Origin of the sequence: Yersinia massiliensis (assembly GCF_003048255.1) — a bacterium.
Lineage (GTDB): Bacteria > Pseudomonadota > Gammaproteobacteria > Enterobacterales > Enterobacteriaceae > Yersinia > Yersinia massiliensis_A.
Map to the genome: position 1 here is coordinate 4,278,088 of NZ_CP028487.1, position 14,858 is coordinate 4,292,945.

A 14,858-nucleotide genomic window follows, 5' to 3' on the forward strand; every position below is an offset into this window, starting at 1 on the left:
ACATATACAGCAGGTTATGTCAGATGCCGTTATTTCAAGAGAATGCCAAGAATGGAGAGATACACAATAAAACACCGGTAATAATAATCACTGTCAGTGACAGACCTTTATATTTATGCAATGCAGGTACTTTGTAGACTAAATATGCCGGAATTAAGCAACCTACCATGCCGAATATTGGGCTACAAATAGAGGTAAAACTTAATACCGGTGCATTTAAAATAATCGCCCCCCAAGCCAGTAATACAGCAAAAACCATAATACCGTTTTGCACCCAACGTTCATTTATGTTCTCAGCTGGCATGATACGGCGCAGTATATTTAGCACGATACCCTGTGTCGCTTCACGAAAACCTAAATACACACCAAAGAATGCGGTCATGACAGCAAAGATATTTAAAATAACACTGACAACGGTCGCCCATCCGCCAGGGAAGAATTTAGCCGCAATGGCTAGCGCAGAAATATTCTGCTCATAAGCTTTAACCGCTTCATCGTGGCCCATTGCCAGCGTAAAGGAAACAGCATAGAAAAATACCGTACAAAATAGAATACCAAAAGCAATGTTCATCGCCCGTAAGGCTTTATGGCGAGCAACTTCCAGTGATTTCTCTTTAGCACGGTATGAAATCACCATAGGGCTAAGTGTTTGAATAAACAGAATGGATGTTAGGGTGAATGGCAATGTAATGATGGCATTTTTTATCAGCAAACCCATGGGAGGGAGCATGCCGACATTGTACAAGTGCCACATTCCAACCATCGACACGCCCAACGCAGCGACCACCAAAAGCTTGGTTATCACCATAAAACTCGACAGTTTGAACAACAGTTTTTCACCGCGAGAAGAGATAGCCACTAACACACAAATCAAGACTAAACCGTAGAACGGGTTATCTGATAATAAGCCTTCCGTTACCCCAAAAGTCTGCAAGTAAGAGGCGCTATCATTAGTGATGGCGGTGGAATAAACAAACATCCAGATAACCAACATAATAAAGTAGAGCGCCCCTAAAACAATACCCCAGTTTTTCCCTAAATAACCACTGATGACACTCGGATAATCTTTGCACTCTGGTGACTCTGCCAATGTATTAATAAATAAACGTTGGAATAAGTACATGGCGGGATAACCGATAATAGATGAGAGTAAAAACACCCACAATCCCATTAGGCCGACCTGTACCGGTAAGAAAACAATACCGGCACCAATCGCCATACCAATACTCATTATTACCCAGCCAAAATCTGTACTGTCGAATTTAATCGCTTCGCGCCATTCTCTTTCAGTCATATTGGCATTTTTTGCCGCCGGAGAGTCGATTAAAATGACACTCTCATTTGTTCTTGCCGTTTCCATAATAGGTCTCGCTTTAATCTATGATAAGTAGGTTTTATTGTTATAAAAATGTACAGAGCGAGTTATCTGTTATTTATTTCATTGCCAATGCATAACAGAGGGCAGGTGTTATTATTTTTTGGCTATATTACGCTTGGTAATAGAGAATGTTTTTTTCACTTCGCTGCTTTAGAGGCCTTCGATTGGAAATTTATTCCACAAAAAGAGTCTTATTCTGAATTTTAATCTACCATTCTGATCATTTTGCAGTATATTATTTCAACCAATCACCAATAAAACACTAACATATTGATAGATAACAAATATATAAAACATCCCCTTATTTAAGCGCACCTACCCCAACGATTTCCCACAGAAAATGCGTGACACACGTCAACATCCAAAAACCACATTATAAATAAGGTTATTGATGGATTTGCCAAGGCAATCACACATTCCGTATCGATACCAGCTTGTAACAGCATAAAATATTTTATACTCGATTAATAATCATTATATTCAGAGTAATTAACTAGCATCAGCTGACTGAAATTGCCCATTTAGGAAAACGAATGAAAAAGGAGAGTTGTATCTCAATTATCGCCCGTGACATGCCCTCTACACCCTAAGATGTTAGCGATGACGAGGCCGCACTTATTCCCCTCCTTAAAGACGCCATTTCGTTTATGCTCTTAACGTGTATGAATGGTATTCCTGCACCTTATCAGGTGTCATGAATGCCTCTCTTCACTTTTTTATTTTTAAAACCAACGCGTTTCCACCGAAACGCACTCGCCCTTCAAGCGACTTAATACAAGGTTAAGATGGACGATTCTATGACTGATAATACTGATAAAAATACGATCCCCCTGTCGGTGCTTGATTTATCACCTATCGTGCAGGGCAAGACCCCGCGGGATGCCTTCCATGCCTCGTTAGATCTGGCACAACATGCCGAAAAGTGGGGATATCACCGTTACTGGCTCGCTGAACACCATAATATGACGGGGATTGCCAGTGCAGCGACCTCGGTACTGATTGGCTATATTGCGGGCGGCACGAATACCATTCGAGTGGGATCGGGTGGAGTGATGCTCCCAAACCATTCGCCACTGGTGATTGCCGAGCAATTTGGTACCCTCGCCTCTCTTTACCCTGATCGTATCGATCTTGGCCTTGGCCGTGCACCGGGCAGTGATCAACGCACCATGATGGCACTACGCCGTCATTTATCCGGCGAAGTTGATAACTTCCCTGCTGATGTACGTGAACTGCAAAATTATTTTGCGCAAGTACAGCCAGGGCAAGCCGTACAAGCGGTACCGGGGCAAGGTTTACATGTTCCGTTGTGGCTACTGGGTTCAAGCCTCTACAGTGCGCAGCTCGCTGCTGCTATGGGCCTGCCATTTGGCTTCGCCTCGCATTTTGCACCAGATATGCTGCTCCAAGCACTCTCCCTATATCGGGAAAACTATAAGCCATCGGCACAATGGCCAAAACCTTATGCCATCGTCTGCGTGAACGTGGTCGCCGCCGAGAGTGAACGCGATGCACGATTCCTGTTTACCTCGATGCAGCAACAGTTTGTTAGTCTGCGCCGTGGCACACCTGGCCAGCTTCCACCACCAGTGGAAGATATGGAGAAGATTTGCTCGCCAGCGGAGCTATTTGGCGTCGATCAAGCGTTGCGTTTATCCATCATTGGCGACAAAAGCAAAGTTCGTCATGGGCTTCAATCGCTGCTACGAGAAACTCAAGCAGATGAATTGATGATTAATGGGCAGATTTTTGATCATCAAGCCCGTTTGAATTCCTTCGAGATCGTGGCCAGTTTGCAGCAAGATCTCCAAGCCGTTGAGCGCCTGTAAAGGGCATCGAGTGACTAATCGCATCTAGCGATAAATAGCAGACATAAAAAAACCAGCCCGTAGGCTGGTTTTTTACGTTTAATCATCACTGATGATTAAGACTTATGCATCACCGAAGCGACGGCGAGTTGGTGCTGCTGCGGGTGCTGCGGCATCATCACGACGTGGAGCAGATGAACGCTGGCCATCACGGTTACCACGGCGCTCGCCACCATTACCGGCTGGAGCACGATCGCTACCGAATGAACGACGAGGAGGAGCACCTGCACCATCACGACGTTCTGAACGACCACCACCACGACGCTCACCACCATTACCGCCAGCTGGACGCTCACGACGCTCGTGTGGTTGTGCATCGCCCAACAACTGCATGTTCAGCGGCTTGTTCAGGATACGAGTGCGGGTGAAGTGAGATAACATTTCGCCCGGCATACCTTTTGGTAATTCGATCGTTGAGTGAGAAGCAAACAACTTGATGTTACCGATATAACGGCTGCTGATATCACCTTCGTTAGCGATAGCGCCAACGATATGACGAACTTCAACACCATCATCGCGGCCCACTTCAATGCGATACAGTTCCATCTCACCAACATCACGACGTTCACGACGCGCTGGACGATCACCACCGTCACGGCTGTCACGACGGCTATCACCACGATCACGACCACGGTCATTACTGCGATCATCACGGCTGAACTCACGCTGCGGACGACGTGGCGCTTCTGGTGGCAGAATCAGAGGACGTTCGCCTTGCGCCATTTTCAGCAATGCTGCAGCCAATGTTTCGAGATCAAACTCTTCTTCTGGTTGCAGTTTAGCCAGCAATGCACGGTACAAGTCCAAATCACTGCTTTCCAGCTGTTGGCCAACTTTAGCAGCGAACTGCGCTAAGCGGCGCTCGCCCAGCAATTCTGCGTTTGGCAACTGAACTTCAGGAATAGTCAGTTTCATCGTGCGTTCGATGTTCTGCAACAGGCGACGTTCACGGTTCTCAACGAACAGTAATGCGCGACCAGCACGGCCAGCACGACCGGTACGGCCGATACGGTGAACGTAAGACTCTGAATCCATAGGGATATCATAGTTTACAACCAAGCTGATACGTTCAACGTCCAAACCACGAGCAGCAACGTCGGTCGCGATCAGAATATCCAAACGGCCATCTTTCAGGCGGTCAAGTGTCTGCTCACGTAAAGACTGGTTCATATCGCCGTTCAGTGCAGCGCTGCTATAACCACTACGCTCCAAGGCTTCAGCCACTTCCAGTGTCGCGTTTTTAGTACGCACGAAGATGATGGCAGCGTCGAAATCTTCAGATTCCAAGAAACGCACCAACGCTTCTTTCTTGTTATAGCCGCCACCCACTCTCCAGAAGCTCTGGCTGATATCTGGACGGGTCGTCACGCTAGACTGAATGCGCACTTCCTGCGGATCTTTCATGAAACGACGAGTAATACGACGAATCGCTTCTGGCATGGTTGCAGAGAACAACGCGGTCTGATGTTCAGCCGGGATCTGCGCCATGATAGTTTCAACGTCTTCGATAAAGCCCATACGCAGCATTTCATCTGCTTCATCCAACACCAAACCGCTCAGGTTGGACAAGTTCAGGGTGCCACGTTTCAGGTGGTCTAACAGACGACCTGGGGTACCCACAACAATTTGTGGACCTTGGCGCAAAGCGCGTAATTGAACGTCATAACGTTGGCCGCCGTACAGGGCCACAACGTTGACGCCATTCATATCTTTAGAGAAGCTAGACAGTGCTTCAGCGACCTGAATAGCCAACTCACGGGTTGGTGCTAATACCAGAACCTGTGGTGCTTTCAGCTCAGCTTTAATATTGTGTAACAGCGGCAGACCAAACGCGGCTGTTTTGCCACTACCTGTCTGTGCCATGCCCAATACATCACGGCCGTTTAACAGATGTGGGATACATTCCAGCTGGATAGGAGAGGGTTTTTCATAACCCAGGCCAGCCAGAGCGGAAAGAATAGGAGCGGACAGCCCCAGATCAGCAAAAGAGGTTTCAAACTCAGTAGTCATGTACACGTGCCTCATTAATAATGGCAGCCAGTCTACATAACTCGTCGAGAAAATTTTCAGTCATTTTCATTGAAAAGTGTGAACCGGCTCAAATTAGATTATAAAACGAACAAAAAAGCCATCACCGGTTAAGGTGATAACATTGGTAAAAACCAAGTTAAATCAGGCTGATAAGTGTCCGTCAGCTATTGCTGGTCCGATTCCGATAGGTCGTCTTGTTCTTGGCCCAAAAGTGCCAATTCCAACAATGCATAGCGGTGCTCAACAAAGTTATGAACGTTGTTAGCTACCGTCAGTTTGAACAGCGCCGAAGCGGTGTTCTTGTCCCCCAGACTTAGGTAATGCTTACCTAAATAGAAGTCAGTTTCACTGAGATGCTCAGCGAGCGAAGTGTTATCCGTTGCATCTGCCTTGAGCCTTTCCATCAGCGTTTTTTCGCTGATCGTGCCCAGGTAGAATTCGACAATATTCCATCCCCATTGCCCTCTGTCCGATTTCTCATAGCGTTGTTGTAACGCTACTGCCGCTGCCTTGGGATCGATTTCTCTTTCCACCAGATACAGCCACAACGAACGGAAGGGATCATTTGGATCGTCTTGATAAAACGCCTGCAGATCATCCTGCGCCAACGGGAGTCGACCGCCATAATACAGAGCGATACCCCGGTTTAAACGCGCGTAATTGTAAGTTGGATCAAGCTCTAGTACAGAATCAAACGCTTCATAGGCAGCATCAAAATTGCCTGCCTGCGTTAAATAAATACCCAGATAGTTAAAAACTTCTGGCATATCAGGACGAATAGCTAACGCTTGCGAAAAATCATTTCGCGCTAGTGCTCGCAGCCCGAGGCTATCATACAGCACTCCGCGCTCATATAAAAGCTGTGCGCGCTCATCATCCGTAAGTGCCCGACTTGCAAGGATTTGTTCCATGCGCGCCAGAATCACTTCCTGCTGCAATGTTGGTTGCAACGGGATAGCCAACACCTCGTCTTTACGCCAATCATGGTTGCTGCATCCAGCCAGCATGAGTGCTGTCGCAACGTAACACCAGCGCAAGAAAGGCTTCATTTCCTACTCCCGAAGACAAACATTGGACAAACATCCTTTCATCCATTTGTTTAACACGAGGGCATCCTGTCCTCGAGATAACATAGCCCCTTACTATTATCAGTCAGGGGCTATGGAATACCGTATTACTCTGCTGCTTCTGGTGCCGGAGCTTCTGCGTCAGGAGTAGTGGCTTCTTTGATGCTCAGGCGGATACGGCCTTGGCGGTCAACTTCCATTACTTTAACTGGCACTTCTTGGCCCATCTGCAGGTAGTCTGTCACTTTCTCTACACGCTTGTCAGCGATTTGAGAAATATGAACCAGACCTTCTTTACCGCCGCCGATGGCTACAAATGCACCGAAATCAACGATACGAGTCACTTTACCCGCATAGATACGGCCCACTTCGATTTCAGCTGTAATTTCTTCAATGCGACGAATTGCGTGTTTTGCTTTATCGCCGTCAGTTGCTGCAATCTTGATGGTGCCATCATCTTCGATTTCAATTGTAGTGCCTGTTTCATCAGTCAGCGCACGAATCACAGAACCACCTTTACCGATCACATCCTTAATTTTCTCAGGATTGATTTTCATGGTGTAGATACGTGGAGCGAACTCAGAGATATCACCACGAGGTGTGCTGATAGCCTGTTCCATAACACCCAGAATGTGCAGACGCGCACCCTTAGCTTGGTTCAGAGCCACCTGCATGATTTCGCGGGTGATACCTTCAATTTTAATGTCCATTTGCAATGCGCTGATACCGTCACGGCTACCCGCTACTTTAAAGTCCATGTCGCCCAAGTGATCTTCGTCACCCAGAATGTCAGACAGAACCACAAAGTTTTCGTCTTCTTTAACCAGACCCATCGCGATACCAGCAACAGCGGCTTTAATCGGCACACCTGCATCCATCAGCGCCAAAGAAGCACCACAAACAGAAGCCATTGAGGAAGAACCGTTAGATTCGGTGATTTCAGAAACCACACGAACAGTGTACGGGAACTCGCTCGGGCTTGGCATCACTGCCAACACACCGCGTTTCGCCAGACGGCCATGACCAATCTCACGACGCTTCGGTGAGCCAACCATACCGGTTTCACCAACACAATATGGAGGGAAATTATAGTGTAGCAGGAATGAGTCAGTACGCTCACCCATCAACTCATCAATATTTTGTGCATCACGGGCAGTACCCAGAGTTGCAGTGACCAGTGCCTGAGTTTCACCACGGGTGAACAACGCAGAGCCATGAGTACGTGGCAATACGCCAGTACGCACATCCAAGCCACGGATCATGTCTTTTTCACGGCCATCGATACGCGGTTCGCCACGTAATACACGGCTACGAACAACGTTCTTCTCAACATCACCCAAGATGTCCTGAATTTCAGCAGGATTCAAGGTTTCGTCTTGTGCCAACAACGCTTCAGTCACGTCAGCTTTAATAGCATCAACCTGAGTGTAACGCTCTTGTTTCTCAGTGATACGGTATGCATCGCCCAAACGAGCTTCAGCGAGTTCAGCCACACGCGCATTCAGTGCTTCGTTCACTGGCTCTGGATGCCAATCCCACTTCGGTTTACCCGCTTCGGCAACCAAGGCATTAATATTTTCAATCACAACTTGCTGTTGTTCGTGGCCAAAGACAACCGCGCCCAACATTTGATCTTCAGACAAGATGTCTGCTTCAGATTCAACCATCAATACTGCGCCAGCAGTACCTGCAACAACCAAGTCCAGACGGCTTTCTTTCAGCTCGTCAGTGGTCGGGTTCAGGACATACTGGTCGTTGATGAAACCAACACGCGCAGCACCGATTGGACCGTTGAATGGAATACCTGACAGGCTCAATGCCGCTGAAGCACCAATCATTGCCACGATGTCTGGGTTAATTTGTGGATTAACAGAAACAACAGTCGCAATAACCTGAACTTCATTCAGGAAGCTGTCTGGGAACAGTGGGCGAATTGGGCGGTCAATCAGACGTGAAGTCAGTGTTTCGCCTTCACTTGGGCGGCCTTCGCGACGGAAGAAGCTACCTGGGATACGGCCAGCAGCGTAGGTACGCTCCTGATAGTTAACAGTCAGTGGGAAGAAGCTCTGACCTGGCTTGGCTTTCTTTTGGCCAACAACAGTGACGAATACTGCGGTGTCGTCCATGCTTACCATTACAGCAGCAGTTGCTTGGCGAGCCATCATGCCTGTTTCGATGGTCACGGTATGTTGACCGTACTGGAATTTACGAATAATCGGAGTCAGCAAAATAGTATCCTTATACTATGCGGTGCCAGATCGTATTGACGACCTCATCCACCTGTCACTATTACCTTCACACTGCATCCTCGCGACTAATGACAATCCTTAACCCTTATTGAGTTAAAGTCTCTCATTAGCCGCGCGAACCTCTGCACCGGAAGATCCTGTTTTTAAAATTTACGTAATGAACAACAACAATATACTAGCGTATTTTATCATTGCTTCTTAGAAAAAAGGGGCCAATTGGCCCCTTTTTCCCGAAACTCGCAGACTTAGCGACGCAGACCCAGACGCTCGATCAGGGAAGCATAACGTGCTACATCTTCACGCTTCAGGTAGTCCAGCAGCTTACGACGCGTGGATACCATACGCAGCAGACCACGACGGCTGTGGTGATCTTTTTTGTGCTCTGAGAAGTGACCTTGCAAATGGTTAATTTGAGCAGTCAACAGGGCAACCTGAACTTCGCTTGAACCGGTGTCATTTTCACCGCGACCGAAGTCAGCAACAATTTTAGCTTTCGCTTCAACACTTAGAGACATGATACAACTCCAAATATATAGATAAATTAAGACAGGCGCCGATCTCTAATTCAGCAACCCAATATGTAAGCCGCACTATTCTACTCTTTGAGCCGTGGGATCGCAAGGTAGGCCGCTAGACCTACTCGGCGTATTCTACAACCAAGCGTTTCGGTGCAACTCGACCATCTTCTGCGATGGTACCAATTCCGATGAAGTTACGTTCTTCACCTTCGGTGATTCGGACCATCCCTTCATTCGGTGCACCAGCGACATGTACAGGTTGACCTTGTTTAACATAGGCCGCCACTGCCGGTAACAGGTTGACTTCAGGGAAATTGACTACTGCACTGTCCATTGGAAGCAACAACAGATCCAGTTCAGGATTTGGCGAACGTTCTTCTGCCTGTGCCGCTTCAACCATGGCTGACAGCTGTTCTAACGTCACCATGCGCTCACTAGGATAAGTCGCCACTTGTAAGCGGCGCAAATAACTCACATGCGCACCGCAACCTAACAACTCACCCAAATCATCGATAATGGTGCGAATGTAGGTGCCCTTGGAACAGTGGATTTCTAACTCGAGATCGTTGCCTTCCCAGCGAATAAAAAGCAACTCGTACACGGTGATGCTACGTGCCTCACGCTCGACTTCAATCCCCTGACGGGCATATTCATACAGCGGTTTGCCCTGATGCTTCAATGCAGAATACATTGACGGTATTTGCTGGCTATCGCCACGAAAACGATCCAGTGCAGCATCCATTTGAGCCTGAGTCACGTTGACTTCCCGCTCACTGATTAATGCGCCTTCAGCGTCAGAAGTATCAGTACGTTGCCCTAAACGAGCCACCACACGATAACGCTTATCTGAATCCAGCAAAAATTGAGAGAACTTGGTGGCTTCACCTAAGCAGATAGGTAACATACCGGTCGCCAGTGGATCAAGCGCACCGGTATGCCCAGCTCGGTTAGCACTAAAGAGACGTTTTACTTTCTGTAAAACGTCATTAGAGGAGAGGCCCAGCGGCTTATCCAATAACAGAACGCCGTTAATGTCACGGCCGCGACGACGTGGACGACCCATTACTTCTCCTCGTCACTACCTGGATTGACTTGGCGCTCCACATCATTTTTGATGACGTTCGTCACGAGGTTAGACATCCGCATCCCTTCAATCAGAGAGTTATCATAAGCGAAGGTCAACTCTGGCACGATACGCAAACGCATCGCTTTACCCAGCAAAGTACGGATGTATCCAGAAGCATCTTGCAAAGCTTTAATGCCATTTTTTACCGTATCCGGATCGGCGTCATCCGTTAATACATTCAAGAAGGTGACGAAAACTTTCGCGTAAGCCAAATCACGGGACAGTTCGATACCGGATACCGTTGCCATGCCTACACGGGGATCTTTGATTTCACGTTGTAAGATGAGTGCGATCTCTTTTTGCATTTCCTGCGAAACACGCTGAGAACGGCTGAATTCTTTTGCCATTTGGATTCTCCAGACAGTTTGGGGGGCCAAGGCCCCCCAAATGGATATAAGCAAATCTAGAAGTGCTTAAGCAATGGTACGTTTGATCTCGATAATTTCAAAGACTTCGATCACATCACCTGCACGGACGTCATTGTAGTTCTTAACGCCGATACCACATTCCATGCCGTTACGAACTTCGTTAACGTCATCTTTGAAGCGGCGCAAGGATTCCAGCTCGCCTTCATAGATAACCACGTTGTCACGTAGAACACGGATTGGGTTGTTACGCTTAATCACACCTTCAGTCACCATACAACCAGCGATGGCGCCGAATTTCGGTGATTTAAACACGTCACGAACTTCAGCCAAGCCGATGATTTGCTGTTTGTACTCAGGTGCCAACATACCACTCATCGCCTGCTTAACTTCATCGATCAAGCTATAGATGACTGAGTAGTAACGCAGATCCAGACCTTCGGTTTCAACGACACGGCGTGCAGAAGCATCAGCACGGACGTTAAAGCCAAGGATGATTGCGCCAGAAGCTGCCGCCAATGTTGCGTCAGTTTCGGTGATACCACCTACGCCTGAACCAACAATACGTACTTTCACTTCATCGGTAGACAGTTTTTCCAGTGAATCACAAATTGCTTCACAAGAACCCTGAACGTCAGACTTGATAACAATATTCAGTTCAGAAACTTCGCCTTCGGTCATGTTAGCAAACATGTTTTCCAGCTTAGATTTCTGCTGACGAGCCAGCTTAACTTCACGGAATTTGCCCTGGCGATACAGTGCAACTTCACGGGCTTTTTTCTCGTCACGAACAACAGTGACTTCATCACCGGCAGCCGGAACACTGGACAGGCCCAAAATCTCAACTGGGATTGACGGACCAGCAGACGTGATATCACGGCCTAGCTCATCACGCATCGCACGCACACGGCCATACTCAAAGCCACACAGCACGATATCGCCTTTGTTCAACGTACCTTGTTGAACCAGCACTGTTGCTACAGGGCCACGGCCTTTATCCAAGAAGGATTCGATAACAACGCCACTTGCCATGCCAGTACGAACCGCTTTCAGTTCCAATACTTCAGCTTGCAGCAAGATTGCATTCAGCAATTCATCAATACCGATACCGGCTTTCGCAGAGACGTTGATGAACTGAGATTCACCGCCCCACTCTTCTGGTTGAATACCGTACTGAGACAGTTCGGTTTTAACACGGTCTGGATCAGCTTCTGGCTTATCGATTTTGTTCACTGCAACGACAACCGGCACATTTGCCGCTTTAGCATGCTGAATAGCTTCGATTGTCTGAGGCATTACGCCATCATCTGCTGCAACAACCAGTACCACGATGTCTGTCGCCTGAGCACCACGAGCACGCATTGATGTAAATGCGGCGTGTCCTGGGGTATCCAGGAAGGTGATCATGCCATTTTCAGTTTCAACGTGATAAGCACCGATATGCTGTGTAATACCACCTGCTTCACCTGACGCTACTTTTGTGGAACGGATGTAGTCCAGCAGAGAGGTTTTACCGTGGTCAACGTGGCCCATGATGGTCACAACTGGTGCACGGTGTTCAGCAGCAGCTTCAGTGCCGGTATCACGGTCACTCATCAGCGCTTCTTCCAGCTCGTTTTCACGACGCAGGATAACTTTGTGGCCCATTTCTTCAGCCACTAGCTGTGCTGTTTCTTGGTCGATAACTTGGTTAATGGTTGCCATTGCGCCCAGTTTCATCATCGCTTTGATGACCTGAGAGCCTTTAACAGCCATTTTATTTGCCAATTCAGCGACAGTGACAGTCTCGCCAATTACTACATCACGGTTAACCGCAACAACAGGCTTGTTGAAGCTCTGTTGCAATGTGCTTGGTTTACGTTTGCCTTTACGGCCAACAGCACGCGCTTCTTCGCGATCAGCTTTAGACTCAGAAAGCTTATTGCCTTTCTTCTGCTTGGTTGCTTTTCCACCACGAGTGCGGCTACGGCGATCACCTTCAACTTTGGCGTCGTTTTCATCTTCCGCGGCGCGCGCATGTTGTGAGGTGGTGACATGGTAGTCAGCAGATTCGGTTTGTTCGGTCACAGGTTCTGGCCATTTACCTTCGTTTTCGGCTGCCATTTTACGGGCTTCCTCAGCAACGCGCTTCGCGTCTTCCTCGACCTTACGGCGTGTCTCTTCTTCTACTGAGCGTTTCAGCTCGGCAGCTTCCGCTTCACGGCGTGCTTTATCAGTCTGAGCTGGCTTGGTTTTTTCGTCGGTTTGTTGATTCGTCACTTTTTCTTTTTCCGCTGCTTGGCGTTTAGCTTTTTCAGCGGCCTCACGTTTGGCTTGTTCTTCGGCCGCACGTTTAGCTTTTTCTTCAGCGATTTTCTGCGCTGCTGCTTCCGCTTCACGTTGTGCCTGCTCTTCCGCTTCACGCTGTGCCTGCTCTTCCGCTTTCGCTTGTTCAGCTTCCGGCGTATTTACATAAGTGCGTTTCTTGCGGACCTCGATTTGCACCGATTTACTTTTTCCGCCGGTGCTCGGAATATTCAAGGTGCTACGCGTTTTGCGTTGCAGCGTGAGTTTATTAGGCGCACTACCGTGCTCACGGTTTAAATGCGCCAGTAATGTTTCTTTTTCTTGCTGGGTAACTGAGTCTACTTCAGATTTGTTGATCCCTGCATCAGCAAATTGCTGTACCAGGCGATCAACTGGTGTCTGAATCTCAGCGGCCAGTGATTTTACGGTTACATCTGTCATGCTGTTCCTTCCTGCTACAGTTTATTACGCGTTATCGCCAAACCAACAGATATTACGTGCGGCCATAATCAGCTCACCGGCTTGCTCATCGCTAAGCCCTTCAATATCTGCCAGATCATCGATACCCTGCTCGGCAAGATCTTCCAGCGTACACACACCGCGCGCAGCTAATTTGAATGCCATGCTACGTTCCAGACCCGCTAAATTCAGCAGATCGTCAGCGGGTTTTTGGTCGCCAAGACTTTCTTCTTGTGCCAGGGCCAGCGTGGTCAATGCAGCTTTGGCGCGATCACGCAGCGCTTCAACCGTATCTTCGTCGAGACCATCGATTTCCAGAAGTTCTTTCATTGGCACATAAGCCAATTCTTCCAGAGAAGAGAAACCTTCCTCTACCAATACAGTGGCAAAGTCCTCATCGATATCAAGATATTTGGTGAAGGTATCAATAGCGGCATGAGCTTCGGCCTGATGCTTCGCCTGAAGATCGTCCGCCGTCATTACGTTCAGTTCCCAGCCACTTAGTTGCGCTGCTAAACGTACGTTCTGACCATTACGGCCAATTGCCTGTGCCAAGTTACTGGCTTCAACGGCAACATCCATCGTGTGTTTGTCTTCATCAACGACAATAGACGCAACATCAGCTGGCGCCATAGCGTTAATAACAAACTGGGCAGGATTATCATCCCACAATATAATATCAATGCGCTCGCCACCCAGTTCGCTGGATACAGCCTGAACACGGGCACCACGCATCCCAACACAAGCACCGACCGGGTCGATACGTTTGTCGTTGGTTTTAACCGCAATCTTAGCACGAGAACCCGGATCACGGGCAGCCGCCTTAATTTCGATTAATTCTTCGCCAATTTCTGGCACTTCAATACGGAACAATTCAACCAACATCTCAGGGCGTGAACGGCTGACGAACAGCTGAGCACCACGCGCTTCTGGACGCACATCATACAGAACACCACGAATACGGTCGCCTGGACGGAAGTTTTCACGTGGCAACATGTCTTCACGGCCAATGACAGCTTCAGCGTTGTTGCCAAGATCCAGCGCAATACTGTCACGGTTAACCTTTTTCACGATACCCGTGACAATCTCGCCCAGGTATTGACGGAATTGCTCAACAACCATAGCGCGTTCAGCTTCACGTACTTTTTGTACGATGACTTGCTTGGCCGTTTGCGTCGTAATACGGTCAAAAGTGACAGATTCAATCTGATCTTCAACATAATCGCCCAAATCGAGGGCAGGATCTTCGTACTGAGCTGCTTCTAACGTAATTTCGCGTGTTGGCATTGTGACTTCGTTAACGATAGCCCAACGACGGAAAGTGTCGAAGTCACCCGTTTTACGGTCAATGCTGACGCGAACTTCAATTTCTTGTTCGTATTTTTTCTTGGTCGCTGTCGCTAGAGCGGTTTCCAACGCTTCAAAAATCTTCTCGCGCGGAAGGGATTTCTCATTGGAAACTGCTTCTACAACAGCCAGAATCTCTTTGTTCATCCTAGTTGCCTCATCCA

The 14,858-nt window shown here is 48.1% G+C and carries 11 protein-coding genes; 1 reads left to right on the plus strand and 10 read right to left on the minus strand.

The genetic code is table 11. The annotated features are described in order from the left end of the window. Positions 1-34: 34 nt before the first annotated feature. Entirely contained in the window at positions 35-1,360 is a 1,326-nt protein-coding gene (locus tag DA391_RS19780; protein WP_019211291.1) for an amino acid permease, read from the minus strand. Between the two features lie 803 nt (positions 1,361-2,163). Here DA391_RS19780 and DA391_RS19785 point away from each other — a divergent pair. Next, the gene (locus DA391_RS19785) at positions 2,164-3,207 is read left to right on the plus strand and encodes a luciferase-like monooxygenase (protein WP_057642631.1); all 1,044 of its coding nucleotides are present in this window, start codon (positions 2,164-2,166) and stop codon (positions 3,205-3,207) included. A 102-nt stretch (positions 3,208-3,309) separates the two neighbouring features. Here the strand turns inward: DA391_RS19785 and DA391_RS19790 are convergent, their stop codons facing one another. The 9 genes from DA391_RS19790 to nusA form a co-directional block, all read right to left on the minus strand. After that, positions 3,310-5,256, minus strand: a complete 1,947-nt coding sequence (locus tag DA391_RS19790) for a DEAD/DEAH family ATP-dependent RNA helicase (protein WP_050080884.1) — start codon at positions 5,254-5,256, stop codon at positions 3,310-3,312. Continuing rightward, entirely contained in the window at positions 5,246-5,326 is an 81-nt protein-coding gene (gene yrbN / locus DA391_RS24755; RefSeq protein WP_096335046.1) for a protein YrbN, read from the minus strand. The genes DA391_RS19790 and yrbN overlap by 11 nt, the downstream gene beginning before the upstream one ends. 115 nt (positions 5,327-5,441) lie before the next feature. Beyond that, on the minus strand, positions 5,442-6,326 hold the full coding sequence (gene nlpI / locus DA391_RS19800; protein ID WP_050080885.1) for a lipoprotein NlpI: 885 nt from the start codon (positions 6,324-6,326) through the stop codon (positions 5,442-5,444). Between the two features lie 125 nt (positions 6,327-6,451). After that, complete coding sequence (gene pnp / locus DA391_RS19805) at positions 6,452-8,572, minus strand: polyribonucleotide nucleotidyltransferase (protein ID WP_108088100.1); 2,121 nt, start codon at positions 8,570-8,572, stop codon at positions 6,452-6,454. Between the two features lie 266 nt (positions 8,573-8,838). After that, positions 8,839-9,108 carry a 30S ribosomal protein S15 gene (rpsO, locus tag DA391_RS19810; RefSeq protein ID WP_004875409.1) on the minus strand — a complete coding sequence of 90 codons (270 nt, stop codon included), beginning with the start codon at positions 9,106-9,108 and terminating at the stop codon, positions 8,839-8,841. Positions 9,109-9,229: 121 nt separating this feature from the next. Further along, on the minus strand, positions 9,230-10,174 hold the full coding sequence (gene truB / locus DA391_RS19815) for a tRNA pseudouridine(55) synthase TruB (RefSeq protein WP_050080886.1): 945 nt from the start codon (positions 10,172-10,174) through the stop codon (positions 9,230-9,232). Next, positions 10,174-10,584 (minus strand): 30S ribosome-binding factor RbfA, encoded by a 411-nt coding sequence (gene rbfA / locus DA391_RS19820; RefSeq protein ID WP_019211298.1) that lies wholly within the window; start codon positions 10,582-10,584, stop codon positions 10,174-10,176. The genes truB and rbfA overlap by 1 nt, the downstream gene beginning before the upstream one ends. Before the next feature lie 66 nt (positions 10,585-10,650). After that, on the minus strand, positions 10,651-13,329 hold the full coding sequence (infB, locus tag DA391_RS19825) for a translation initiation factor IF-2 (RefSeq protein WP_050080887.1): 2,679 nt from the start codon (positions 13,327-13,329) through the stop codon (positions 10,651-10,653). A 24-nt stretch (positions 13,330-13,353) separates the two neighbouring features. Then, positions 13,354-14,841, minus strand: a complete 1,488-nt coding sequence (nusA, locus tag DA391_RS19830; protein WP_019211300.1) for a transcription termination factor NusA — start codon at positions 14,839-14,841, stop codon at positions 13,354-13,356. Between the last annotated feature and the right edge of the window lie 17 nt (positions 14,842-14,858).